The organism is uncultured Cohaesibacter sp. (assembly GCF_963556055.3).
Classification (GTDB): Bacteria; Pseudomonadota; Alphaproteobacteria; order Rhizobiales; family Cohaesibacteraceae; genus Cohaesibacter.
The window spans coordinates 138,977-162,837 of the sequence record NZ_CAUVYE020000007.1 but is presented as its reverse complement, the minus strand read 5'-3'; the positions used below and the strand labels follow the sequence as shown (position 1 = coordinate 162,837).

The 23,861-nt window shown below is 52.3% G+C and carries 22 protein-coding genes and 3 pseudogenes; 14 read left to right on the top strand and 11 right to left on the bottom strand.

Features of this window, described 5'->3' with window-relative positions:
• The first annotated feature begins 439 nt into the window (after window positions 1-439).
• The 6 genes and pseudogenes from dnaK (at window position 440) to pyrF (ending at window position 7,330) form a co-directional block, all read left to right on the top strand.
• A pseudogene (gene dnaK, locus ACHZB8_RS02275) lies at window positions 440-2,361 on the top strand (molecular chaperone DnaK).
• 218 nt (window positions 2,362-2,579) lie between these two features.
• Window positions 2,580-3,434: a glycosyltransferase gene (locus ACHZB8_RS02270; protein ID WP_316858423.1), complete on the top strand. Its 855-nt coding sequence runs from the start codon at window positions 2,580-2,582 to the stop codon at window positions 3,432-3,434.
• Window positions 3,435-3,750: 316 nt separating this feature from the next.
• Window positions 3,751-4,878, top strand: a pseudogene (gene dnaJ / locus ACHZB8_RS02265) (molecular chaperone DnaJ).
• Window positions 4,879-5,189: 311 nt separating this feature from the next.
• Entirely contained in the window at window positions 5,190-5,792 is a 603-nt protein-coding gene (locus ACHZB8_RS02260; protein ID WP_316858422.1) for an rRNA adenine N-6-methyltransferase family protein, read from the top strand.
• Between the two features lie 66 nt (window positions 5,793-5,858).
• Window positions 5,859-6,443, top strand: a complete 585-nt coding sequence (locus tag ACHZB8_RS02255; RefSeq protein ID WP_316858421.1) for an NAD(P)H-dependent oxidoreductase — start codon at window positions 5,859-5,861, stop codon at window positions 6,441-6,443.
• 173 nt (window positions 6,444-6,616) lie between these two features.
• Window positions 6,617-7,330 carry an orotidine-5'-phosphate decarboxylase gene (gene pyrF, locus ACHZB8_RS02250; protein WP_316858420.1) on the top strand — a complete coding sequence of 238 codons (714 nt, stop codon included), beginning with the start codon at window positions 6,617-6,619 and terminating at the stop codon, window positions 7,328-7,330.
• Window positions 7,331-7,689: 359 nt separating this feature from the next.
• On the opposite strand, the gene ACHZB8_RS02245 is transcribed toward pyrF, so the two are convergent.
• Entirely contained in the window at window positions 7,690-8,355 is a 666-nt protein-coding gene (locus ACHZB8_RS02245; RefSeq protein WP_316858419.1) for a DUF3592 domain-containing protein, read from the bottom strand.
• An 875-nt stretch (window positions 8,356-9,230) separates the two neighbouring features.
• On the opposite strand from ACHZB8_RS02245, the gene ACHZB8_RS02240 reads away from it, so the two are divergent.
• From ACHZB8_RS02240 to ACHZB8_RS02230, 3 genes and pseudogenes are all read left to right on the top strand, one after another.
• Window positions 9,231-10,019: a glycosyltransferase family 2 protein gene (locus ACHZB8_RS02240; RefSeq protein WP_316858418.1), complete on the top strand. Its 789-nt coding sequence runs from the start codon at window positions 9,231-9,233 to the stop codon at window positions 10,017-10,019.
• Between the two features lie 256 nt (window positions 10,020-10,275).
• Window positions 10,276-11,080, top strand: a pseudogene (gene dapB, locus ACHZB8_RS02235) (4-hydroxy-tetrahydrodipicolinate reductase).
• 160 nt (window positions 11,081-11,240) lie between these two features.
• A complete protein-coding gene (locus ACHZB8_RS02230) occupies window positions 11,241-11,855 on the top strand; it encodes a 2,3-bisphosphoglycerate-dependent phosphoglycerate mutase (protein ID WP_316858417.1) in 615 nt (204 codons plus the stop codon).
• 213 nt (window positions 11,856-12,068) lie between these two features.
• On the opposite strand, the gene ACHZB8_RS02225 is transcribed toward ACHZB8_RS02230, so the two are convergent.
• Entirely contained in the window at window positions 12,069-13,007 is a 939-nt protein-coding gene (locus ACHZB8_RS02225; protein ID WP_316858416.1) for a bifunctional helix-turn-helix domain-containing protein/methylated-DNA--[protein]-cysteine S-methyltransferase, read from the bottom strand.
• Between the two features lie 195 nt (window positions 13,008-13,202).
• On the opposite strand from ACHZB8_RS02225, the gene nth reads away from it, so the two are divergent.
• On the top strand, window positions 13,203-14,003 hold the full coding sequence (nth, locus tag ACHZB8_RS02220; protein WP_316858415.1) for an endonuclease III: 801 nt from the start codon (window positions 13,203-13,205) through the stop codon (window positions 14,001-14,003).
• A gap of 77 nt (window positions 14,004-14,080) precedes the next feature.
• Here the strand turns inward: nth and ACHZB8_RS02215 are convergent, their stop codons facing one another.
• Window positions 14,081-14,485 (bottom strand): EI24 domain-containing protein, encoded by a 405-nt coding sequence (locus ACHZB8_RS02215; RefSeq protein WP_316858414.1) that lies wholly within the window; start codon window positions 14,483-14,485, stop codon window positions 14,081-14,083.
• On the bottom strand, window positions 14,442-14,768 hold the full coding sequence (locus ACHZB8_RS02210) for an EI24 domain-containing protein (RefSeq protein ID WP_316858413.1): 327 nt from the start codon (window positions 14,766-14,768) through the stop codon (window positions 14,442-14,444). The genes ACHZB8_RS02215 and ACHZB8_RS02210 overlap by 44 nt, the downstream gene beginning before the upstream one ends.
• A gap of 197 nt (window positions 14,769-14,965) precedes the next feature.
• Here ACHZB8_RS02210 and ACHZB8_RS02205 point away from each other — a divergent pair, with 197 nt between their 5' ends.
• Complete coding sequence (locus tag ACHZB8_RS02205; protein ID WP_316858412.1) at window positions 14,966-15,964, top strand: adenosine kinase; 999 nt, start codon at window positions 14,966-14,968, stop codon at window positions 15,962-15,964.
• Between the two features lie 87 nt (window positions 15,965-16,051).
• Here the strand turns inward: ACHZB8_RS02205 and coaA are convergent, their stop codons facing one another.
• From coaA to hisB, 7 genes are all read right to left on the bottom strand, one after another.
• Entirely contained in the window at window positions 16,052-17,053 is a 1,002-nt protein-coding gene (gene coaA, locus ACHZB8_RS02200) for a type I pantothenate kinase (protein ID WP_394706070.1), read from the bottom strand.
• 178 nt (window positions 17,054-17,231) lie between these two features.
• The gene (locus ACHZB8_RS02195) at window positions 17,232-17,555 is read right to left on the bottom strand and encodes a phosphoribosyl-ATP diphosphatase (protein ID WP_316858411.1); all 324 of its coding nucleotides are present in this window, start codon (window positions 17,553-17,555) and stop codon (window positions 17,232-17,234) included.
• Between the two features lie 77 nt (window positions 17,556-17,632).
• Window positions 17,633-18,415, bottom strand: a complete 783-nt coding sequence (gene hisF / locus ACHZB8_RS02190; protein WP_316858410.1) for an imidazole glycerol phosphate synthase subunit HisF — start codon at window positions 18,413-18,415, stop codon at window positions 17,633-17,635.
• A complete protein-coding gene (gene hisA, locus ACHZB8_RS02185; protein WP_316858409.1) occupies window positions 18,409-19,161 on the bottom strand; it encodes a 1-(5-phosphoribosyl)-5-[(5-phosphoribosylamino)methylideneamino]imidazole-4-carboxamide isomerase in 753 nt (250 codons plus the stop codon). The genes hisF and hisA overlap by 7 nt, the downstream gene beginning before the upstream one ends.
• Window positions 19,162-19,812 carry an imidazole glycerol phosphate synthase subunit HisH gene (gene hisH / locus ACHZB8_RS02180; RefSeq protein ID WP_316858408.1) on the bottom strand — a complete coding sequence of 217 codons (651 nt, stop codon included), beginning with the start codon at window positions 19,810-19,812 and terminating at the stop codon, window positions 19,162-19,164.
• Window positions 19,813-20,346: a DUF2628 domain-containing protein gene (locus ACHZB8_RS02175; protein WP_316858407.1), complete on the bottom strand. Its 534-nt coding sequence runs from the start codon at window positions 20,344-20,346 to the stop codon at window positions 19,813-19,815.
• 59 nt (window positions 20,347-20,405) lie between these two features.
• A complete protein-coding gene (gene hisB / locus ACHZB8_RS02170; RefSeq protein ID WP_316858406.1) occupies window positions 20,406-20,999 on the bottom strand; it encodes an imidazoleglycerol-phosphate dehydratase HisB in 594 nt (197 codons plus the stop codon).
• 414 nt (window positions 21,000-21,413) lie between these two features.
• Between hisB and hslV the strand changes: the two genes are divergently transcribed.
• The 3 genes from hslV to hslU are packed head-to-tail and all read left to right on the top strand — an operon-like array spanning window position 21,414 to window position 23,792.
• Window positions 21,414-21,983, top strand: coding sequence for an ATP-dependent protease subunit HslV (gene hslV, locus ACHZB8_RS02165; RefSeq protein ID WP_316858405.1), 570 nt, complete (start codon window positions 21,414-21,416; stop codon window positions 21,981-21,983).
• A complete protein-coding gene (locus ACHZB8_RS02160) occupies window positions 21,973-22,488 on the top strand; it encodes a GNAT family N-acetyltransferase (RefSeq protein WP_316858404.1) in 516 nt (171 codons plus the stop codon). The genes hslV and ACHZB8_RS02160 overlap by 11 nt, the downstream gene beginning before the upstream one ends.
• Window positions 22,485-23,792 carry an ATP-dependent protease ATPase subunit HslU gene (gene hslU, locus ACHZB8_RS02155; protein WP_316858403.1) on the top strand — a complete coding sequence of 436 codons (1,308 nt, stop codon included), beginning with the start codon at window positions 22,485-22,487 and terminating at the stop codon, window positions 23,790-23,792. The genes ACHZB8_RS02160 and hslU overlap by 4 nt, the downstream gene beginning before the upstream one ends.
• The last annotated feature ends 69 nt before the right edge of the window (window positions 23,793-23,861 follow it).

Here is a 23,861-nt window from a genome sequence, read left to right as displayed (position 1 = left end):
GTATGGTAAAAGCAATTTTCTTCATTCGAGTTCCTCCGTCGGGTGCCAGCACTGGCGATTCATGTGATTCAAAATGGGTCCTGCCATTTTCCCATTGCCAGGTGACGCTTTCATAGTAGCGGTTTATTTGTCCACGAACACAAATGAAAGCGTGAGATGTGGGGACTATATGTAATTAACTTCAACTTAACTCCCTTACCCCCCTTTATTTTGTCGCAGCTCTCTTATAAGAGGGGTGCCATTTTCATCTGTCGTAAAAAAGCGGCGAATGTGATGGGAAATGCGCCTTGCAGACCGCTTTGGCGGCTCCTATATGTCCCTTGAATGTAAATGTAACCCGCGCGTCTGACGCGCATCTTCATGGGGGCCGGGCCGACTTTGTCGGCGCTCGATAACCGCTTTCATAGGGTTAGACCGGCCTGCCGAAAAGGAGAAACAAATGAGCAAAGTCATTGGTATTGACTTGGGTACCACAAACTCGTGCGTATCCATTATGGATGGTAAAGAACCAAAGGTCATTGAAAACGCGGAAGGGGCTCGTACCACACCTTCCATGATCGCTTTCACTGACGATGGCGAACGTCTTGCTGGTCAGCCTGCAAAACGTCAGGCCGTGACCAACCCGCTGAATACCCTGTTCGCTGTGAAACGCCTGATCGGTCGTCGCTACGATGATCCTGCCGTTTCCAAGGACAAGGATCTGGTGCCGTACAAAATCGTCAAAGGTGACAATGGTGATGCCTGGGTGCAAGTCGAGGGTGAAAAATACTCTCCTTCACAGGTCTCGGCCATGATCCTTCAGAAAATGAAGGAAACCGCTGAAGACTATCTCGGTGAACCTGTTACTCAGGCCGTCATTACCGTTCCTGCCTACTTCAACGACGCACAGCGTCAGGCAACCAAGGATGCGGGCAAGATCGCCGGTATGGAAGTGCTTCGTATCATCAACGAACCGACCGCAGCGGCGCTGGCCTATGGCCTTGACAAGAATGACGGCAAAACCATCGCGGTTTATGACCTTGGTGGCGGTACCTTCGACGTGTCCGTTCTGGAAATCGGTGATGGCGTTTTCGAAGTAAAGTCCACCAATGGTGATACCTTCCTTGGTGGTGAAGACTTTGACATGCGTCTTGTCGACTATCTGGTTGGTGAATTCAAGAAAGAGAGCGGCATTGATCTGAAAAACGACAAGCTGGCTTTGCAGCGCCTGAAAGAAGCTGCCGAGAAAGCAAAGATCGAGCTCTCCTCTTCCACTCAGACCGAGATCAACCTGCCATATATCACGGCTGATGCTTCCGGTCCGAAACACCTGACCCTGAAACTGACCCGCGCGAAATTCGAAGCGCTGGTTGACGATCTGATCAAACGCACCATCAAGCCTTGTGAAGCCGCTCTGAAAGACGCTGGTCTGCGCGCTTCCGAAATCGATGAAGTCGTTCTGGTCGGTGGTATGACCCGTATGCCCAAGGTTCAGGAATCGGTGAAACATTTCTTCGGCAAGGAGCCACACAAGGGTGTGAACCCTGATGAAGTGGTTGCCATGGGTGCTGCCATTCAGACCGGTGTCTTGCAGGGTGACGTCAAAGACGTTCTGCTGCTCGATGTGACCCCGCTGTCTCTCGGTATCGAAACCCTTGGCGGTGTGTTCACGCGCCTTATCGATCGCAACACCACGATCCCGACCAAGAAGAGCCAGGTTTTCTCCACTGCCGATGACAATCAGAATGCAGTGACAATCCGGGTCTTCCAGGGTGAACGCGAGATGGCTGCCGACAACAAGATGCTTGGCCAGTTCGATCTGGTTGGTATCCCACCGGCACCGCGCGGCGTTCCGCAAATCGAAGTGACCTTCGATATTGACGCCAACGGCATCGTCAATGTGTCGGCTCTCGACAAAGGCACCGGCAAGGAACAGAAAATCTCGATCAAAGCTTCTGGTGGCCTCAGCGACGACGAAATCGAGCAGATGGTCAAGGATGCAGAAGCCAACGCCGAAGCGGACAAGAAACGCAAGGAGCTGGTTGAAGCGAAGAACCAGGGCGAAGCCCTCGTGCACTCTGCCGAGAAATCTCTCGCCGATTATGGCGACAAGGTCTCCGAAGCCGACAAGTCTGCCATCGAGGCAGCAATTGCCGAGCTGAAAACGGAACTGGAAGGCGACGATCTGGAAGCCATTCAGGCCAAGACCGAGGCCATGACACAGGCTTCCATGAAGCTTGGCGAAGCCATGTATGCCGCCCAGCAGTCCGATGAGGGAAGCTGCTGCCGCTGCCGACGCTGCTCGTGGATGCGGCCAAGGATGAAGACATTGTTGACGCGGACTTCGAGGAAGTTCACGAAGATGATGAGAAGAAATCCTAAGGCCTTGTTCGAGCTGATTTGAACTGAGCGAAGGCCGACATCTCACTGGTGTCGGCTTTCTCCTGTTCATCCGGCTCAATTACCTGACGCGTAGGAGCCGACATGATCGTCATTACGGCACAGGCTTTCCCACCTCGCAAGGGGGGCATTCAGAACTTGCTGGCCGGCACGGCGGACTATTGTGTCAAGGCCGGGCATGAGGTTCTTGGTGCTGGCTGATGGTGGGTGGCGATGCTCGTCAGTGGGAACAATCGGCCGGTCTTCCCTACAAGGTCGAATGGTTTTCGGGGCCCCGACCAATCCGGCGCTGGCGCAAGGCCCGCCGTATTAAGCAACTCGCAAAAGAAGGCGTCATTGATGCGCTTTATGCCGACAGCTGGAAGAGTGTCGAGTATCTCAGTGGCAAGTTCGTTTTTCCAGTGATCAGCTGGGCCCATGGCAATGAATTTCCCAACGTGGCCAACAAGGCTCTGCGCATCCGCAAGGCCTTCAGCAAGGCTGATCATATCCTGTTCAATTCCGAGGATACGAGAAATCGGGCCAGGGCATTTACCCCTGAGACAATCGGTTATTCGATCGTCAACCCACCGATTTTCAAGCCCGAAGAACCTTCTCGGGATGATCTTGATCGAACAGCAAAGATCTGGGCAGACCATCATCCCAGATTGCTGAGCATTTGCAGGTTGATCGACTGGAAGGGGCTTGATCAGGCCATTTCGGCGCTGGCCGCCATCCGGTCTCGCTATCCCGAGGCAAAACTCGTTATCGCCGGTCAAGGCAACGATCTTGATCGTCTCAAAGGTCTTGCCCAATCGCTTGGCGTTTCTGATTCCGTCGATTTCATCGGCTGGGTTGAGGGGGGATTCAAAACCGCCCTACACCGAAGCGCAGACCTGTTTCTGCAACCCGGCAGACAGTTGGTCGAGGAACGGGAAGGCTACGGTATCAGCTATGTGGAAGCCGCATTGCAGGGCCTGCCGACCATTTTCAGGCAATGCTGGCGGTGCGCCAGAGGCCATTCGACAAGGCGAAAGTGGTTTGGTCATCGACCGCCACCGACCTTGCCAATGTGAAGGACGCGATTCTGTCTGTTCTTGATGACCAGAGACCGCTATGACGCCATGTGCGCTGCTTCAAGGGCCCACGGTGAGGCGTGTCTTTGGGAAAACCAGGATAGAAGCTGTTCTTGCCCCTTCGGATTGAAGCCGGTTTGTGATCCGGCAAAATTAGACAGAGGCGGCACAAACTCTTAACGCATGTCCAAGCGCTTTGTTTTCTGCGCGGGACAAATGACATGATTCGACGGCAAAGGCAGGATCCGAGGAGCGCGCTCCCGACACGATCTGTCTTGACATCGGTCCATTGAATGAAAAGGTGGAAGAAGCAAAAATGTCCAAAGCCGATTTTTATGAAACCCTCGGCGTGTCCCGTGGGGCTGACGACAAGGAGCTGAAAAGCGCTTTCCGCAAGAAAGCCATGCAATTTCACCCTGACCGCAATCCCGACAACCCGGACGCCGAAGCACGTTTCAAGGAAATCAACGAAGCTTATGAGATCCTGAAAGATCCTGAAAAACGAGCCGCCTATGATCGCTATGGCCATTCGGCCTTTGAGCAGGGTGGTATGGGACAGGGCTTCGGTTCGGATTTTGGGTCCTCAATGTCGGATATTTTTGAAGACATTTTTGGCGACATGATGGGCGGAGGTCGTCGTTCACGCGGGCGCGAGCGCGGTGCAGACCTGCGCTACAATATGGAAATCACGCTCGAGGAAGCCTTCCATGGCAAGACGGCCGAGATTGAGGTTGCCAACGTCGGTCACCTGTAACAGCTGCTCGGGCAGCGGTTGCCAAACCCGGCACCTCGCCCAAAGCCTGCCCAACCTGTGGCGGCATGGGCAAGGTCCGTGCAACACAAGGCTTTTTCACCGTCGAGAGAACCTGTCCGACCTGTCCATGGCCGTGGTGAAATCATCGATGATCCTTGCGACGTGTGCGGTGGAGTGGGACGAACAACGGAAACCCGCAAACTGTCGGTCAATATTCCGGCAGGGATCGAGGATGGCACACGCATACGGCTTTCCGGCGAAGGCGAAGCGGGCGTTCGTGGCGGGCCTTCGGGCGATCTCTATATTTTCCTCACCCAGAAACCGCATGACCTGTTCCAGCGTGATGGGGCCGATATTTTCTGCCGCGTACCGATCTCCATGACCACCGCCATACTGGGCGGGCAGTTTGAAGTTCCGACCGTTGATGGTGGCAAGACGCGCGTTCGGGTGCCAGAGGGTACCCAGACCGGAAAACAGTTCCGCCTTCGTGGCAAGGGAATGCCCGTTTTGCGCAGTGCCCAATATGGAGACATGTATATTCAGGTGGAGGTGGAAACACCGCGCAAGCTCTCCAAGAAGCAGAAGGAGCTTATTCAGGAATTCGAGTCGCTCAGTGATGATGACAATCATCCGGACAGCACCGGCTTTTTCGCCAAGGTCAAGGATTTCTTCGAACGCATTGGCGAGTGACTTTTTAGCCGAAACATCGAAAGGGCATCAATCTGATGCCCTTTTTACATGGCCAGATATCCATCTCTCCGTTTTTTTCTATGTGTTTCTACTGGCTTCGCGTTTTTACTTAGTCTAAATTGATGTCAAAAAGGCGCTGTTTGTAAAAAATATCATGCGCTATTGCAAGAAAGGTCTTTTATCGACGCAGGATTAGACCTACATCGATGAAGTACGTTCATTGTTGAAGACATTGATGTGCGTTGCCACATCTCCACGCTGTCAGATTGATATATCATACTGTTTCTGATTGCGCCTATTTTGAGGTTATCATGCTTAAGCAATTGCTAGACCGCCCCCTCATTCCAACCCTGCCAGATGAAATCCGTTTTTTGCGTCAATGGTTCGACAATCCCTTGAAAACCGGAGCCGTGGCACCGTCAAGCCCAGCGCTTGCCAACAGGATGGCATCTTATATCGATCTTTCCAAACCGGGCCTCGTCCTCGAGCTAGGGCCGGGAACCGGGTCCGTCACCTCTGCCATTATCAAGCATGGTGTTGATCCTTCCCGTATTCTGGCGGTTGAATATGCGCAGAATTTTGTGACCATGTTAAGTGATCGGTTTGCCGGCGCCACGGTGATTCAAGGCGATGCCTATGACTTCGAGGCCATTCGGCAATCACATATCCATGAGCCACTGGCCGCCGTTGTTTCTTCGCTTCCCCTTTTCACCAAGCCAAAGGACATGCGAAAACGCCTGATCAACATGTGCCTTGACGCGATGGAGCCGGGTACGCCCTTCATTCAGTTTTCTTATGCTCTGGTGCCGCCTGTCGCGCAGAAGGAGGGCGATTTCACCATTGAACGCAGTTCCTGGATATTGGGCAATCTGCCACCGGCAAGGGTTTGGGTCTATCGTCGGCCAGCCAAATAGCCTGCTTCAGGCAAGGCTTGTCAGGTATTGACAAGCCTCCTTCTTTCCTGAGCGAAAGGAAATACCATGCAACCTCCACGCCTTTTGTGCTTTTCTGGCTCTATTCGATCAAACAGTTTCAATCAGGCTTTGGCAGGCGCAATGGCCAAGCAGCTCAGCCTCATGGAAGCCGATGTCACGTTCCTGTCATTGGCAGATTATCCGTTGCCGCTGTTCAATGCGGATGACGAAGCCGAACATGGGCTCCCGGAAAACGCGGTAAAACTGGCCAGGATGCTCGCGTCCCAGGATGGTGTCTTCTTCGCCGGGCCAGAATATAACGGTTCCGTAACACCCCTCACAAAAAATACGCTCGACTGGATTTCCCGCGTACCTGTCGAGACGCATCACCCCTTCAGGACACCTGTTTATGCCATTGGAGCGGCTTCGCCGGGCAAGCTTGGCGGAATGCGTTCCCTGTCGCATCTGCGCGATATATTTGTTGCATTGGGTGCTCTTGTCATTCCCGAACAGGTAAGCATTGCTTCTGCTGCAACAGCTTTCGGTGAAAAGGGAGAATTGCTGTCGGACCGGGATGCTGATTTCCTTGGAGGATGTGCGGCTGCACTCATTCGCATGGCAAAACTCAATCAGGCCACCCATTGGCATTGAACCGCAGTGGTGGCCATGCTTTGTCGAAGTGCTGGACCTTGGCAGACTGATTTGATAGGAAGACCTACGCCTTTCTTCTCAAATCAGTTTTTATAAGCATCATTCGACCATTGCCACATGAAGTTTCCTTCACGTCATCGCAATGGTCGCGCTTTACAGGGATCTATTCGACCATGACTCTTGCTCCACGCGACCGCCTGATTGTGCCACTCGATGTTCCTGGTCTCGATGAGGCTCGGGCCATTATCAAAGATCTCGATGACAGTGTGAGCTTCTACAAAATCGGATATCAACTCGGGTTTGCAGGCGGCTTTGATCTGGCCCGGTCGCTGATTGAGGACGGCAAAGATGTCTTCATGGATCTCAAGCTTCTGGACATCGACAACACGGTTGAAAAAGGTGTCGTATCTGTTGCGAGCCTTGGCGCCAAATTCCTGACGATTCACGCTTATCCAAAGGCCATGCGGGCCGCTGTGGCAGGAAAGGCGGGCAGCGAGCTGAATCTGCTTGGGGTCACGGTCCTGACCTCCATGGACGATGCGGACCTTTCTGACGCCGGATATTCGTTGACCGCCACTGAGCTTGTTGCCAAACGAGCAGCCGATGCGCGTGCTGCGGGCATGGATGGCATTGTCTGTTCCGCACAGGAAGCCACAGCGATGCGAACCATTGTCGGGGCCCATATGGCCATTGTCACGCCCGGTATCCGGCCAGAAGGAACTGATGTCGGAGATCAGAAACGCGTCATGACACCCTCTCGTGCCATTGCAGCGGGTGCAGATTATCTTGTCGTCGGGCGACCCATTCTTGAAGCGGATAACCGCAAAGCCATGGCGCGCCGGATCGTTGCGGATATCGAAGAGGCGCTTGTCTCTCGTCAGGCGTAACACATTCCTCCTCGTAATGGCTCACGAAAGCTCTCTTCCATGGGCGAGGGTGCACCACTCTCGGCGGAGATTATAATCATCCGGACATTTCATTTCGGCATCGAAATGAAATGTCCGGAATCACGGAATCGTGCCTGTCACTCGATATGGAACCAGCTTCGCCTTAAGGAAAATTGAGACCAAGTTTTTCTAATGGTGACAATCATTCCCGACCCTGGACGGCGAAGATACTGATTTGGCTTGTTTTTCTACCAGTAAGGAATAAGTCATCCGTGAGAACAGGTACCATTTTTGAACCTTGTCCTCTCATGGGCTTCCGGTTTGAACCAACAGAATCCGGATGCCAACAACAAAGAGCATCAGCCCTTTCTACTATTCCATGAAACCGCAACCGGGACAGGCTTGAGCACGCGACCCCTGAATTCACCAAAGCGCCAGGCTTCCCGCTCATCATTCATCTTCCGGAAACGCTGTATCTGGCCAATCGCCAATCCCATGGCCAACAAAGCCAGACCCGGAACGATCAGTCCGTAGAGATAGGTTTCGGGGAAAGTATGAAGGTAGGCCTTGGCAGGCTTTGCCGGATTGATATGTGCAAGAACGGTTCGGCCAACCTTATAGGCTGCGATTTGCCGTTTGACCGCGCCGGGCGACTTGGACCGGATTGGCCTCAGCGACAAACGATCGCCTTTCATGATCTTGCCATTTTGCGAATATTGATACTCAATTTCTGCCATGAAAATGGGGGAACCATCAGTCTGTCCAGACCGCACCACTTTTGCTTTGGTGATGGTAACAGGCAGTTGCTGCCAGCTTTTTGCTTCCTTGGCAGTGAAGAAATGAGCCATACCGACAAGCAGGAAGAAAAGACCGGCAATGACCAGAGAGAATTTTGTCAGAGCAATCAAACTGGGACGTCGACCAACCAAGCTCGGAATCCTCAATTTGAATTCCCTGCGCTTTTCAACAGTGGACCGATGAAAATTGCGAGATCCGGGATAATGATAGGCTGCTTGATAACGCATGGCACCGAGCTCTAAGACATGAAAGATAAATTTGAATTTTATGATTAACTATTTTTTAACATTATATATCACAAGAACATCTCAGAGTCCGCGCTATTGTTTTGAGTCTTTATAATTTTTTATTTTTAACCTTTATCGTAGAATTGGATTCCTACATTAGTTTTAATTTGACGCCTTATTTCCACAGAGTCTTCACAGAATCTCATTTTCGATGAAACTTAATCGGTGGAGTCATAAATATTTCATGGATCCACTCTGGCTCTTTTAAGACGAAAGAATATTTCGGATCTATCACAAATATATGTATTGTGCTCACTTGTTTCACGAAATGGATTCATCCATCTTAATATAAACTTTGATATGAAACTATAGATGTCATATCTTATATGTACATATTTTGAATATTGAATTTTTCCGCATGTCTTGACAGTTTTACCGTGTGAAATACTTTGTCATAAGGTGGGCAAATTCAGTGAAGTCACCCTATAGTCAGCTGTTGTTTCATCGCTGTTCTGTTCACATTGACTAAAAAGCCTTTCAAAAGTCTTTCCCATCTTTGTTTGTTGGGAATTTTCGACTTGTTTCTTTGCCTGATTGATCAACTTGCCTTTCGCTGTTCAGCTCCGTCATAGCTGGGCATTTGTGGATCGAAATTTGGCGGCTAGGTCATTCTAGAGATGGTTACGCAAAATGCTGGGTAAACATGACAGTGACATAATTCAGCAGTCGCTTGGCCAGTGCCCTGAAATGGCCGTTTGCACACACACATTTTCCTTGTTAATGGCCAATATTACAATTTTTGGTTGCTTGTAAATCTCTCGTCGGTTAAGTAGCTCACGAACTGGATCTTCCTTTCCGAAGAGGACAAACATTCCGTGACGTCAAGGCCCCCTGTTTCCGCTTTCATTATCGCTCAGGACGAAGAAGACAGGATTCTGTCAGCGATCAACAGCGTGAAAGATTGGGTCGACGAGGTGATTGTGGTCGATTCCGGATCAAAAGACCGAACCGTTTCCGTGGCAGAAGCCGCAGGAGCCAAGGTTTTTTTCAATGCCTGGAAGGGATATGGCGAGCAAAAGCGCTTCGCTGAAGATCAGTGCAGAAATCAATGGCTGTTGAATATTGACGCCGATGAAGAGATTTCGCCCGAACTTGCTGACGAAATCAGGACCCTGTTCGCCCCGTCTCCGCGAAAGGACATTTATGAAGTCCATATCGTAGATGTCTATCCGCACGAAACCAAATCGCGAAAATGGGCCTATGGCAATTGGCAATATCGGCTTTATGACCGAACCAAGGGGCGGTTTTCGCCATCAACTGTGCATGACACCGTCAGGCCGGATGCCGGCGCAACAACGGCCAAGCTCAAGGGCAAGGTCAACCATCGCTCTTTGCGTTCAATTCAGTTCACGGTTGAAAAACTCAATCGCTATTCCGACATGCAGGTTCAGGATGGCGTTTCCCGAGGCCGAAAAATTTCTCCTTTCAGACTTCTGGTGGAATTTCCCTTTTCATTCCTTAAAAGCTATCTCATCAGAAGAAGTTGCCTTTATGGCTGGTGGGGGCTTGTCGTTGCGACCAACTATGCCTATTCGCGTTTTGTCAGAATCGCCAAATTCTATGAACAGCAACTGATTGCCACCACTCGCGACAAAAGCGATTAGGCCCGCCATGCGGCGTTGTCTGCCAGCTGACCATGTCGACCACCGATCCGGTCCATCACATAACCCGGCCCAACGAACAGGGATTTGGTTGGCAGCTTTCATGACACGGTCATATTCTCAGCTTTATAACGGATTTTTCTGCCCATAATTGTCAAACCCTTCATGCCCGGCCAATCTGCTCTTGCACCTTTATGCTATGGTGTTTACAAGAAGCACGATCTTTTCCTTCCGTTAGAGGAATGATGACATGACAGACATGAGATTTGTTGTTGTAGGAGCACGCGGACGAATGGGGCGCGCGCTCATTGCTGCCATCACTGAGCAGCAAGGTGTCTGTGTTAGCGGCGCAATTGAACAGCAAGGCTCGGACTGCATCGGCATGGACGCCGGAACATTGGCAGGCCTGCAACCTCTTGATGTTGCGGTGAGCAGTGATCTGGCTGAGGCACTGGATAATGCAGATGGTGTCATCGACTTCACCATTCCGGCCGCCACGCTCGCATTTGCAGAAATTGCTGCCCGGAAAAACAAGATTCATATCGTCGGCACCACCGGTCTTGACCCGGACGCGGAAGCCAGACTCAAGGCCATTGCAGAGAGTGGATCCGTGATGGTCAAATCAGGCAATATGAGCCTTGGCGTCAATCTGCTGAGCAAACTCGTTCAGCAGGCAGCCCAGTCTCTGGATGCCGATTTTGATATCGAAATTGTTGAAATGCATCACAAGCACAAGGTCGACGCTCCTTCGGGCACGGCTCTGTTGCTTGGCGAAGCTGCTGCGCAGGGGGCGCAGCATCGATTTGCAATCCAACGCCGTGATGAGCCGTGAAGGCATTACCGGCGCGCGGGACCGTGGCAGCATAGGCTTTGCCACATTGCGCGGTGGCTCGGTTGTTGGTGAGCATAGTGTGATTCTGGCGGGGGAAGGTGAGCGCATCGAGCTCACGCATAAGGCTCAGGATCGCTCGATTTTTGCGCGCGGTGCCGTGAAAGCGGCACTTTGGGCAAAAAACAAATCCGTTGGCTATTACACCATGATGGATGTTCTGGGTCTTAATTGACCAAGGCCACCTCATGGCAGGAGATGGAAACCGCAATTGGAGTTTTTTCGGGATCAATTAAGCCCTGAAAATTGCCGAAAGCATTCAAACATGGCGTTTTCCCGTGACCGGTAGGTCATTTCAAAAGGGAGACGTTTATCGCAGTGAAGGAGTGGATCCGATGGAACGGACACTAGTGCTGGTACGTCACGGCCAGAGCGACTGGAATTTGAAAAACCTTTTCACCGGCTGGAAAGACCCGGACCTGACCGAACAGGGCGTTACCGAGGCAATTTCTGCTGGCAAGAAACTTAATGATCTGGGCATGAAATTTGATGTTGCCTTCACTTCCGACCTGCAACGCGCGCAGAAAACCTGCCAGCATATTCTGGATGGCGTTGGCCAGTCTGATCTGACCACCTACCGCGATCTGGCGCTCAACGAACGCGACTATGGCGATCTGTCCGGCCTCAACAAGGATGATGCCCGCAAAAAATGGGGTGACGAACAGGTTCACATCTGGCGCCGGTCCTATGACGTTCCTCCTCCGGGCGGTGAAAGCCTGAAAGACACCGCAGCGCGCACCCTGCCTTATTTCATCACCGACATTCTGCCTCAGGTGATGGCTGGCAAAACCGTTCTTTGCGCAGCACACGGCAACTCCCTGCGTTCCATCGTCATGGTGCTGGACCGTCTTTCCAAGGAAGAAATCCTTGAAGTGAATTTGGGCACCGGTGTTCCGATGATCTACAAATTCAACGACGACACGACCATCGCTTCCAAGGAAGTCTTGTAAGAATTGGGTCATTTATGATCCGAGAGAAAAGGGTGACGTATGTCACCCTTTTTTATTGGCAAGCTTTCGAGAACGTGAACAAGTGCGCCCATTTTATCGACAGGGCATCATGCAGGTCCTTGTTTTATCAATTCTCTGCCTGACACGATCTGAAAACTCTGTCTCGTCTGCCCACTCGCTTTCTGTCAAGCGCCCGAGATATCTGATCTTTTGTCAGCGACTGTCTTTGACATGCCCCTGTTCCCAACCCAGAATCGCCCGCTTTCGCGTCAACCCCCAGTGGTACCCGCAAATGGACCCGCCCTTGCCCAGGACACGGTGACAGGGAACAACAAAGGAAATCGGGTTTTTGCCAACCGCCGTGCCCACCGCTCGCGCAGCTTTTGGTTTGCCAAGATGGTTCGCAATCGTGGAATAGGTGGTCATGTTCCCCAGCGGAATTTTCAGCAGCATTTCCCAGACGCGTATCTCGAAGTCCGTTCCGATCAGAGTGATCCGCAAGGGCTGTTCTTCCTGCCATTCCTGCGGTTCAAATATCCGATTGGCAAAGGAACGGGTGCCTTCTTCATTCTGACGATAACGTGCATTGGGCCAGCGCTCGGACATATCTTCAAGGGCAGCCTGTTCATCTCCCGGATCGGCAAAGGCAAGTCCTGCCAACCCGTAATCGGTTACCATCACGAGGGCCAGGCCAAAGGGACTGGGATGGAAGCCATAGTCGATGACCAGTCCTTCCCCCTTCGCCTTGTAGGCACCGGGCGTGATGGCTTCGTGAGTGACAAACAGATCATGCAAACGGGAAGAACCTGACAGGCCAACTTCAAAGGCTACATCCATTACGGAAGCGGATTGTTCCAGTAATTGCTTGGCATGATCAAGGGTAACAGCCTGAATGAAACCTTTCGGAGAAAGCCCTCCGGTCCAGCGCGTGAAAAGCCGCTGAAGGTGATGGGGAGACAGGCCTACATGATGCGCAAGCCGCTCCAGGCTTGGCTGTTCACGCCAGTGCTCGGTCAGAAACTCGATAGACCGTCTGATCGTGTCATAGTCTCTGATGGCGTCCTGCCTGTCCGTGAGGCTCGCCTGTGCCTCTGTCAGAATTGGCAGATCGCCACTGAGCGGCAAGATTTTTGGCATGGTTTCAGTCTGCATGGTCATGACTTCCATTTGTTGCTGGTGCTGATGCTACCTTGCCTCCAGCAATTGAGCCACCCGATTCTTGCGCTCAGTTTCAAGATCGATCGCACAAAGGGGAAAGCTCGAGGCTCTTGCTCTTGGATATGGGTGCCAAGAGGGATATAGACACTGTTGGGTATCAGCAATAGCATCGGGCGAAAGGACTCTGTCATGGCCGAGAAGAAAGAGCAGAACAAGCCAGCAGCCAAGCGCACAGCATCAACCAAAAAGCCGGTTCGCCGCCGCAAATGGAGCAAAATGCCCAAAGAAGATATCGAGCTGCTGTTTCAGCGATTTTCAATGCAACGGCCCAATCCCCGCGGTGAACTCGATTATTCCAGTGCCTTCACCTTGCTGGTTGCCGTTGTCCTTTCCGCGCAAGCCACCGACGTCAGCGTCAACAAGGCAACCGGACCACTCTTTGCCGTGGCTGATACTCCCGAAAAAATGGTGGCGCTTGGACAAGCCCGCCTTGAGGATTATATCAAGACCATCGGCCTTTACAGGAACAAGGCGAAAAATGTCATATTGCTTAGCCAGAAACTGATTGACGACTTTAACAGCACGGTGCCCGCAGATCGGGATGCTCTGGTCAGCCTGCCCGGTGTAGGCCGAAAAACCGCCAATGTGGTGCTCAACATCTTTTTCGGGCAGCCAACCATTGCCGTTGACACCCATATCTTTCGGCTTGCAAACCGGCTCGAACTTGCTCCCGGCAAAACGGTCGAAGAGGTGGAAATGGCGCTTGAAAAGGTGATCCCGTCCGCCTATGTCCGCCACTCCCATCATTGGCTTATTCTTCATGGACGCTATGTCTGCAAGGCCCGAAAACCGGACTGTCAGAAATGCATCGTGGCTGATTTGTGCCGCTACAAGGAAAAGACCTATTCGGTGCCCGCGCCGATAGTGGAGCTCGATGCCTATGAAAACAAGCAGAGCGATCCGAGCAAGACGGGAGAAGTCGGGCAATAGAAAAACGCCAAAGCTTACCCCGCATGCCACCCGGCTTGTGAGTGACCCTCAGTTACAGAGCCAACGCGGCAACCACCTCACTCTGTGATCATCGGGCGCGACCCTGTCACCCGTTTGTGCACATGAACCATGAGCGCGGTGGCAAACAACGGTGTCAGCAAGTTGAGCAGTGGAACCGCAACAAAGCCGGCGATCAGCAGGCCTGACATGAAAATCTTGGCTCCATGTCGGGCGCGAAGCTCCTTGACCTCTGCCTTTGTTCTGAATCGCAAGGCCGCCTGCTCGAAATATTCCCTGCCAAGCAGATATCCGTTGGCAACGAAGAAGAGCGGAATCCCCAAACCCAGAAACGGGATCAGGATAAGAACGACCAGGTTCACGAGGATAACGACACCAAGAAACTGAATGGTATAGAGAATCGCATCCATCATCGGCAGATCACGGCCATGCGGCTCGTGCGCATAATGGGGTGCTTTCGACAATGCGGCTGACCTCATCAAGATAGAGGCCCGCCACCACCGCAGAAACCGGGATGATCAGGAACCACAAACCGAAAACAAGACCAAGGCCGGCCAGAATACTCGCCGTGGACTCTGCCCATCCGGGCAACACGCTCTCAAGACTGAGAAGATATTCAAGCCCTGCTTCCATTCCAATCCCGACAAGCAAAAGAAGCAACAAAGTGATGCCCAGCATCTTCCAGAGTATGGAGCGGAAAGGCTTGGAGAAAAGCTGTTGCAGAGCCAGAATGGCGGGAGATAACATATGCAGGGTCTCGTCTTATTCGGATTTGTTTCACTCAACCAGCAGATAGGCGGGCAAAAGAGAAGATACAAGAGCAAATGGCCGAAATTCTCAGTTGCCATAGGCTTTTGGCTTTCTATACTGCGTCGAGTTTTTCAAACATACAAACGCCAGCGGTCGCGATCATACAACTCGGATCGAAAGGGCGGGAGACAAGAATGACAGCACCACATTTTGATGTCTTGGGAATTGGCAATGCGATCGTGGATGTGCTCGCACGCGTGGAAGAAGACTTTCTGGTTACCGAGAATCTGCACAAGGGCTCAATGAACCTCATTGACGCAGAGCGCGCCGAATATCTGTATTCAAAGATGGGGCCAGGGATCGAAGCCTCGGGCGGCAGCGCGGGCAACACGATTTTCGGACTTGCCAGCCTTGGTGGCAAACCTGCCTATTTCGGCAAGGTCGCCAATGACCAGCTTGGCGAAATCTTTGCCCATGACATGCGCTCGCTTGGTGCTCATTTTAACACCCCACCCCTTGTTGGTGGCTCCCCGACCGCTCGCTGCATGGTGCTGATTTCCCCAGATGGCGAACGCACGATGAATACCTATCTGGGAGCGTGCAGCGAATTGGTGCCGGATGATATCGATGAGAGCGTGGTTGCCAATTCCGATATTGTCTATATGGAAGGGTATTTGTGGGACAAGGAAAACGCCAAGAATGCGTTTCGCAAGGCCGCAAGGATTGCCCATGAGGCAGGCCGTCAGGTTTCAATCACTCTATCCGACAGTTTCTGTGTCGACCGCTTCCGGGACGAGTTTCTCGAACTGATCCAATCCGGTCAGGTGGACATGATTTTTGCCAACGAACCGGAAGTGAAATCCCTTTTTCAGACCGCAGACCGGGCAACGGCCCTCAATGCGCTGCGCAGAGATACAAAGCTCTCTGCTGTCACGCTCGGCTCAGAAGGGTCCGTGGCAATCTCTGGCAATGAAACCTATCATGTCAAAGCCTGCAAGGTGAATAAAGTGGTCGATACCACCGGCGCGGGCGATCTTTATGCGGCGGGATTCCTGTTCGGGCTTTCAAAAGGAATGGAGCTTGAACGCTGCGCGATGCTGGGCAACTTCTGCGCTGCGGAAGTCATCCAGCATATCGGCCCTCGCCCTGAAGTTGACTTGAGACAGGCAGCGGAACAGGCACAATTGCTTTGATGGTCATTCCGGTCTTATTCGAATAACAAAGGCGGCCTTGTAGCCGCCTTTTTCATGATTCCGAAACCGAAATGACCATCGAAAACGCTACAGTTTTCTCAGCATGACGGTCTTGATGGTATGACCATGTTCCTTGCGCAAGACAAGATCCGCCCGAGGCAGGGTCGGGTAGATGTTTTCTCGCAAATTGACCAGGTTGATCGACATCCACAAATCATCGGCAATGCGACCCACTTCCTTTTCCTCGATCAATGAATAGCGATGAAAGTAGGATTCAGGATCCCGGAAAGCCGTGCTTCGAAGTCGCATGAAGCGCTCCAAATACCAGCGATGGAGCATTTCCTCATCGGCGTCGATATAAACCGAGAAATCGAAGAAGTCGGAGACGAACGGAATCTCCTTGCCATCCTTGGGCAATATTCCGGTTTGAAGAACATTCAGACCTTCAAGGATGAGAATGTCCGGCTGATCGATGATCTGCGCCTGATCCGGCATTACATCATAATAGAAATGGGAATAGACGGGAGCCTTCACCTTGCGTTTGCCAGCCTTGATATCGGTCAGGAACTGCAACAGGGCCGGCCGATCATAGCTGTCGGGAAAGCCCTTGCGACGCATGAGGCCCTCGGCTTCCAGAATGTCGTTGGGCAGCAAAAACCCGTCGGTTGTCACCAGATCGACCTTGGGACTTGCAGGCCAACGCGACAGAAGCGTTTGCAGCAGGCGCGCGGTCGTTGACTTGCCAACGGAAACCGAGCCCGCAACACCGATGATAAAGGGTGTTTTTGGTTCATTGGTGCCCAGAAAATGCTGTGTTGCATTGTTCAGGCCCTTGGCAAACTCCACATAGAAGCTCAATAGCCTGGACAAAGGCAGATAGATCTCTTCCACTTCTGTCAATGAAATGGGATCATTCAGACTCTTGATCTTTTCAAGATCCTGTCTGTTCAGGGTCATTGGCGTATCGGCACGAAGCGTTGCCCATTCTTCGCTTGTGAATGTCCGGTAGGGAGACAGCTGCCGGTCTGCTGTTTCTTTCATCTTATCCTCGGGGCCGGGTGATCGACTATGCGTCGATTTCTTGTTCATGCTCCCCTTCCCTGGTTGTGCTTTTTGCTTTGCACAAATTTCTGCGGAAAATTCAAGACACGAAAAGGTTCAGCGGGTGCACACTAGCTATAGAAGACGAACGTGAGGTTGATCAGGCTCAATTTCTACAGACTTTTTTGCATCTGCGAACTTGTCTATTAGTGGCAAAATGTCAGTTTTAGTCTGCTTTTCTCGATGCTTTTTCTTCCAGACCTGTTTGTGCCGTCCGCCGTTCGAGCTCAACCATGACGTCTTTGAGCCTGACGTCCGAAATCTTGAGCACGACAAGCAGGTGATAGAGCAGGTCTGCAGTCTCGCAAATCAGCTCCTTCTTGTCGCCCTTCATGGCGGCAATAACGCTTTCGACCGCCTCTTCGCCAAGTTTCTGGGCGCATTTTCCAACGCCCTTGCCAATCAGCTTGCGGGTATAGGATTTTTCATCGTCTGAGCTTGCCCGTTTTTCAACGATGCGCTCAAGAGTCTTCAATGTGAAATCAGTCAAGGATCTCTTCCTTCATGGAATAATGTCGAGGCTACCCCTTAAAGGTGAGCCAGGCGAGAGGGACGATCTGATCGCTTCTATTTGTCCATATCCATCCGCATTGGTATGCCAGCCTTGACCATATGCTCCTTGGCTTCAGCGATGGAATATTCGCCGAAATGAAAAATGGAAGCCGCCAGAACAGCGGTTGCATGACCATCGCGCACCCCTTCGACAAGATGATCGAGGGTGCCAACACCGCCTGAAGCGATCACGGGCACTTGAACCATATCCGCAATCGTGCGGGTCAATTCGATATCGAAACCAATTTTTGTGCCATCCCGGTCCATGGATGTCAAAAGGATCTCGCCGGCACCCAGCTCGACAACTTCCCTCGCATATTCGATGGCATCGATGCCGGTTGGTGTGCGACCGCCATGAGTGAAAATCTCCCAGCGCAGTGGCTCCCCGTCTCCCGACACGCGCTTGGCATCGACGGAAGCAACAATGCATTGGGCGCCAAATTTCTCAGAAGCTTCCCTGATGAAGTCACGCCGGAGAACAGCGGCGGTATTGATCGAAACCTTGTCCGCTCCGGCTTTCAGCAGATCGCGGATATTATCGGTGGTGCGGATACCGCCACCGACGGTTACCGGCATGAAGCATTCTTCTGCGGTTCGGCGCACCACATCGAAAATGGTATCCCTGTTTTCATGGCTGGCCGTAATATCAAGGAAGCAAAGCTCATCGGCTCCCGCGGCATCATAGGCCTTGGCGCTTTCGACCGGATCGCCTGCATCCTTGAGATCGACGAAGTTGACGCCTTTGACAACACGACCGTCTTTTACGTCAAGGCAGGGAATGACACGGGCTTTCAGCATTTTTCTTCTCCTGCGGCTTTGCTTTGAGCGACAAGGCCAAGGGCCTCGTCAGGATCAAGGCGGCCATCATAAAGAGCGCGGCCGGTTATTGCGCCTTCAAGAATGGCGCAATCAGGTTTGATCAGGCGTTTGACATCCTCAATAGAGGCGAGACCACCCGAGGCGATGACGGGAATGGAAACGGCGTTGGCCAGTTCAAGCGTCGAGGGGATATTCAAACCCTTCAAGATGCCGTCGCGATCAATATCGGTATAGATAATCGCCGCAACGCCAGCATCCTCGAACTGTTTTGCCAGATCAACCGCCGTCAGTTCGGACGTCTCGGCCCAACCTTCAACGGCGACCTTGCCGCCCTTGGCATCAATACCGACGGCAACACGACCGGGAAACAGTTTGCAAGCCTGTTTGACCAATTCGGGATCGCGCACAGCAACCGTGCCCAGAATCACCCGGCTAATCCCCTTGTCGAGCCAATGCTCGATACCGGCAAGATCCCGAATACCACCACCCAACTGAACCGGATTGGTGGTGTTGGCCAAAATGCTTTCTACCGCTGCGCTATTTTCCGACTTGCCTGCAAAGGCACCATTGAGATCCACCACATGCAGCCATTCAAAGCCCTGTTCCTGAAAGCGCCGGGCCTGATCACCGGGGTCTGTGTTGAAGACGGTTGCCTGATCCATATCGCCAAGCTTGAGGCGAACACAGTGACCATCCTTGAGATCGATAGCGGGAAAGATGATCATTTAAGGTCTCCATTTGAGGAAGTTGGAAATGAGCGCAAGGCCCAGTTTCTGGCTTTTTTCAGGGTGGAATTGCGTGCCGACGATATTGTCCCGGCCGACGCAGGCGGTCACGGTCTGGGCATAGTCGGCGGTTGCCAGAACATGTTCCGGATGGGTTGGTTCAAGATGGTAGGAATGGACAAAATAGGCATGCAATCCGTCAGGCCCGGTCTCGATACCAGCCCAAACTGGGTGATCATTGACAACAGTCACCGTGTTCCAGCCCATATGCGGGATTTTGAGAGATGGATCGTCCGGTTTCAGTGCGACAACATCACCTGGAATCCAGCCAAGGCCCTCGGTAATCTTGTGTTCCAGACCGCGAGTCGCCAGAAGCTGCAAGCCCACACAAATGCCAAGAAAGGGCCGTCCACCTTCAATCACAGCCTCATTGAGCGCCTCGACCATACCGCCGACAGCATCAAGTCCGGCGCGACAATCGGCATAGGCCCCAACACCGGGCAGAACAATGTGAGAGGCTTTGCGAACATCATCCGGCTTGGAAGTAACAAGAACATCAAGGCCAAGACCATTTTCCCTTGAGGCACGCTCAAACGCCTTGGCAGCCGAGCAAAGATTGCCCGAGCCATAGTCAATGATTGCGATATGCATTTATTTAAACTCCCGGGACGCTTCGGGCGCTGGAAACAGGCCAATGACCGATTCCCGCAACGCACTGTCTCGCAGTCCTGTTTTTATCGAGTCCGAACCACCTTGCTGAACCGGCTGGGTCCCTGTGGCAGGCGCTTTTCTTGTTTCTACTCTGTTTTTGGCCGCTTCAAGCCGGGCGGCAACATAGCGGCGCTCACAATGATCCTGATCTTCGGCAAACAGGGTTGCCACTTCCACAAACCCCCTGCGCTCCAGCGACCAGCCGATGAAACTGGGCGCTTCAACGCTGACCCACAGGCTGATGATCAGCGTGATCAGCATTTCACCCCAGGTTGGCAAAATGTCATTGAGAGACCATAGCGGGATCATGAACAGACAATAGCCCAGCAGGACCCACCACTGACGCTTGAACACCATCCAGACCACAGGCAGCACAAACGCCAGCGTTGAATATTCATTCTTGATGACCACCGCGCTTTCAATGGTGTCTTCCAAAGAAAGCCCCGGTTTTTCATAGATTGTGTAAGACGCCACGGCTTTGCCTCTGTTGTCCCTTTTCTCCATTTCTCTTATAGAGCGGGAATCTAAAGAAATTATCCGTTCAGTGTTCCTTTGGTGGAGGGCACGCGGTCGGCCTGTCGCGGATCGACTTCAACGGCCATTCGCAGCGCTCGCGCAACAGCCTTGAAACAGGTTTCCGCAATGTGATGGTTGTTGGTGCCATAAAGGTTGGCAATATGCAGGGTTATTCCGGCATTCTGGGCAAAGGCCTGGAAAAATTCCTGAAACAACTCAGTGTCGAAGTCTCCAACCTTGTCACGTGTGAAACTCACATCCCAAACCAGAAACGGGCGGCCTGACACATCAACTGCCGCGCGGGTCATGGCTTCATCCATGGGCAAATGCACGTCGGCATAACGGGTGATGCCCTTTTTATCGCCCAAAGCCTGCTTGAAGGCCTGCCCCAGAGCAATTCCGACATCTTCGGCGGTATGATGGGCATCGATATGCAAGTCACCCTTGGCCTTGATGATCATGTCGATAAGCGAATGCCGCGACAGCTGATCGATCATATGATCAAGAAAGCCAATGCCGGTATCAATCGAATAGTCGCCCGTGCCATCGAGATTGATGGTCAGGGAAATATCGGTTTCATTGGTGCTGCGCGTGATCGATGCTTTCCGCATGAAGGTCTTCCTTCCCTCTATTCAGTCAAATCGATATGTATCAGGGCCTTTTTGACAAATCCATAGCGTGTGATGGCCAAAATGAAGATGATCAGCAGATTCATGACGGTTTGAGACCAATATCACTGCTTTGTTGATGCATCCTCTGCCAAGGCAGGCCATAGTGTGGCAAAATCTCTGGCCAATTGGCCATGCTGGCGTTGGCGCAAGGCTGGCGGGATCCGTTGGACGTGTTTGACAAAAGCACAGCAAGATTGAATTTTGATGCCCGATGCTTACATTGAGCCAGAATAGCTGTTTGAAAATGAGAAAACGAGCAGCAACCATCCTTGAGATGGTCCGGGCGGCGACAGCCCAAAGTCCGGTTTATCGGGTTTGCGAAAAACAAACCAACAGAATGGAATAGAAAGCCTCATGACAGATCAGTCTTCTAACACTCAAGCATTTCCCGGTTGGCGCGGTACCACCATTTTGACTGTTCGCAAGGGCGGCAAGGTTGTGATTGCCGGTGACGGACAGGTCAGCCTTGGGCAAACCGTCATCAAGGGCAATGCACGCAAAGTCCGCCCTCTTGGCAAGGGCAATGTCATCGCCGGATTTGCTGGCGCAACAGCTGACGCCTTTACCCTGTTTGAACGGCTCGAGAGCAAGTTGGAGCAATATCCCGATCAGCTGACCAGAGCATGCGTAGATATGGCCAAGGATTGGCGCACAGACCGCTATTTGCGCCGCCTTGAAGCGATGATGATCGTCGCCGACAAGGAGGTGTCTCTTGTGCTGACAGGAACCGGTGATGTTCTGGAACCTGAAAATGGTGTAACGGCCATCGGGTCTGGTGGCAATTATGCGCTGGCAGCGGCCAGAGCCTTGATCGATACGGACATGGATGCAGAGGCCATTGCACGCAAGGCCATGGCGATTGCCTCGGAAATCTGCATCTATACCAACGATCATCTGACTGTTGAAATTCTTGATGCCAAATAGGGGTAACATCGGTTTTCGTCCGGTTGAGAAACCGGATCTGCCCTTGCTTCATGACTGGTTGTCAAAGCCACATGTTGCAAAATGGTGGGATCCGGCGGAAAAGGCCATCCGTTCCATTGAAAGGCATATCGGTGATGACGCTGTCACGCCGCTCATGGTTTGTCTTGACGAAAGCGCCTTTGCCTATATGCAGCTTTGCGAGCTTGATGTTGACCGGAATGAGGATAATGTTCCTATTGAATGCCCTGTGGGCACAATCGGGCTGGATCAGTTCATCGGCCCTGAAGACAAAGTCGGGATCGGTCTTGGTCCCCGCTTTTTGAAATTGATTACAACAAAGCTCTTTTGTGAAGGAACACCCGCTGTTCTGGTTGATCCGGATCCTTCCAACCTTTTCGCAATCAGAGCCTATGAAAAGGCCGGTTTCAACCGTTTGAGACAGGTCGATAAAAAGAATGGTCCGACTTTGTTCATGGTCCGGACCTCTCAGGAGAACCCGCAATGACCAATTTTTCCCCTCGCGAAATCGTCTCCGAGCTTGATCGCTTCATCGTTGGGCAAAAGGACGCCAAGCGTGCCGTGGCGATTGCGCTTCGAAACCGCTGGCGGCGGCAACAATTGGATGATGACCTCAAGGAAGAGGTATTGCCAAAAAACATCTTGATGATCGGCCCGACCGGGGTCGGCAAGACCGAAATTTCCCGTCGCCTTGCCAAGCTTGCCAATGCACCTTTCATAAAGGTGGAAGCGACGAAATTCACCGAGGTGGGCTATGTTGGCCGCGATGTCGACCAAATCATTCGCGACCTGATCGAAAGCGGGCTTTTCCTCACTCGGGAAAAACGACGCAAGGATGTGCAGGCCAAGGCTCATGGCGCGGCGGAAGAACGCGTGCTCGATGCCCTTGTGGGACCAGGGGCTGGCCCGTCCACCCGTGACAGTTTCCGCAAGAAATTGCGCGATGGCCTGCTGGACGACAAGGAAATCGAGGTTGAAGTGAAAGACACCGGCTCTCCGATGTCGACCTTTGAAATTCCAGGCATGCCCGGCGGGTCCATGGGCGTGATGAATTTGTCGGATATGTTTGGCAAGGCCTTTGGCGGGCGAACCAAACAACGCAAGATTAGCGTGAAGGATTCCTACGAGCTGCTTATTGCCGAGGAATCGGACAAGCTACTCGATGAAGACCAGATCGTTTCGGAAGCGATATCATTAGTGGAAAATAGCGGAATTGTCTTCCTGGACGAGATCGACAAGATCTGTGCCCGCGAAGGACGGGGCGGTGTTGATGTCTCACGCGAAGGAGTGCAAAGAGATCTGTTGCCGTTGATCGAAGGCACGACGGTAACGACCAAATATGGCCCGGTGAAAACCGATCATATCCTGTTCATCGCCTCGGGTGCCTTCCATGTCTCCAAACCTTCGGATCTGTTGCCCGAGCTTCAGGGCCGCTTGCCAATCCGCGTCGAATTGCAGGCTCTTAGCCGGGAAGATTTCCGCGCCATCCTGACCGATACGGAAGCCAATCTGCCAAAACAGTATTCAGCTCTGATGGCAACTGAAGAGGTCACCCTGACTTTCAGTGATGATGCCATTGATTCCATTGCCGATATCGCTGTTGAGCTGAACAATTCAGTTGAAAATATCGGTGCCCGTCGCTTGCAAACGGTGATGGAAAAGATTTTGGAAGAGATTTCCTTCGAAGCGCCGGATCGTTCAGGCGATACAATCGAAATTACGGGAGATTTTGTGCGCGAGAATGTTGGTGAGCTGGCCAAGAATACCGATCTCAGTCGCTATATTCTCTAGCATGATTGCAAACGCAGTTGCTAAAAGGGGGCGTCTTGCAAGGCGCCCTTTTTGATGAAATCGCGAAAG

Coding starts and splice junctions, on each gene's coding strand:
- ACHZB8_RS02270 (WP_316858423.1), top strand. CDS start 2,580: ATGGTGGGTGGCGATGCTCGTCAGTGGGAACAATCGGCCGGTCTTCCC.
- ACHZB8_RS02260 (WP_316858422.1), top strand. CDS start 5,190: ATGCTTAAGCAATTGCTAGACCGCCCCCTCATTCCAACCCTGCCAGAT.
- ACHZB8_RS02255 (WP_316858421.1), top strand. CDS start 5,859: ATGCAACCTCCACGCCTTTTGTGCTTTTCTGGCTCTATTCGATCAAAC.
- pyrF (WP_316858420.1), top strand. CDS start 6,617: ATGACTCTTGCTCCACGCGACCGCCTGATTGTGCCACTCGATGTTCCT.
- ACHZB8_RS02245 (WP_316858419.1), bottom strand. CDS start 8,355: ATGCGTTATCAAGCAGCCTATCATTATCCCGGATCTCGCAATTTTCAT.
- ACHZB8_RS02230 (WP_316858417.1), top strand. CDS start 11,241: ATGGAACGGACACTAGTGCTGGTACGTCACGGCCAGAGCGACTGGAAT.
- ACHZB8_RS02225 (WP_316858416.1), bottom strand. CDS start 13,007: ATGCAGACTGAAACCATGCCAAAAATCTTGCCGCTCAGTGGCGATCTG.
- nth (WP_316858415.1), top strand. CDS start 13,203: ATGGCCGAGAAGAAAGAGCAGAACAAGCCAGCAGCCAAGCGCACAGCA.
- ACHZB8_RS02210 (WP_316858413.1), bottom strand. CDS start 14,768: ATGTTATCTCCCGCCATTCTGGCTCTGCAACAGCTTTTCTCCAAGCCT.
- ACHZB8_RS02205 (WP_316858412.1), top strand. CDS start 14,966: ATGACAGCACCACATTTTGATGTCTTGGGAATTGGCAATGCGATCGTG.
- coaA (WP_394706070.1), bottom strand. CDS start 17,053: ATGAACAAGAAATCGACGCATAGTCGATCACCCGGCCCCGAGGATAAG.
- hisF (WP_316858410.1), bottom strand. CDS start 18,415: ATGCTGAAAGCCCGTGTCATTCCCTGCCTTGACGTAAAAGACGGTCGT.
- hisA (WP_316858409.1), bottom strand. CDS start 19,161: ATGATCATCTTTCCCGCTATCGATCTCAAGGATGGTCACTGTGTTCGC.
- hisH (WP_316858408.1), bottom strand. CDS start 19,812: ATGCATATCGCAATCATTGACTATGGCTCGGGCAATCTTTGCTCGGCT.
- hisB (WP_316858406.1), bottom strand. CDS start 20,999: ATGCGGAAAGCATCGATCACGCGCAGCACCAATGAAACCGATATTTCC.
- hslV (WP_316858405.1), top strand. CDS start 21,414: ATGACAGATCAGTCTTCTAACACTCAAGCATTTCCCGGTTGGCGCGGT.
- ACHZB8_RS02160 (WP_316858404.1), top strand. CDS start 21,973: ATGCCAAATAGGGGTAACATCGGTTTTCGTCCGGTTGAGAAACCGGAT.
- hslU (WP_316858403.1), top strand. CDS start 22,485: ATGACCAATTTTTCCCCTCGCGAAATCGTCTCCGAGCTTGATCGCTTC.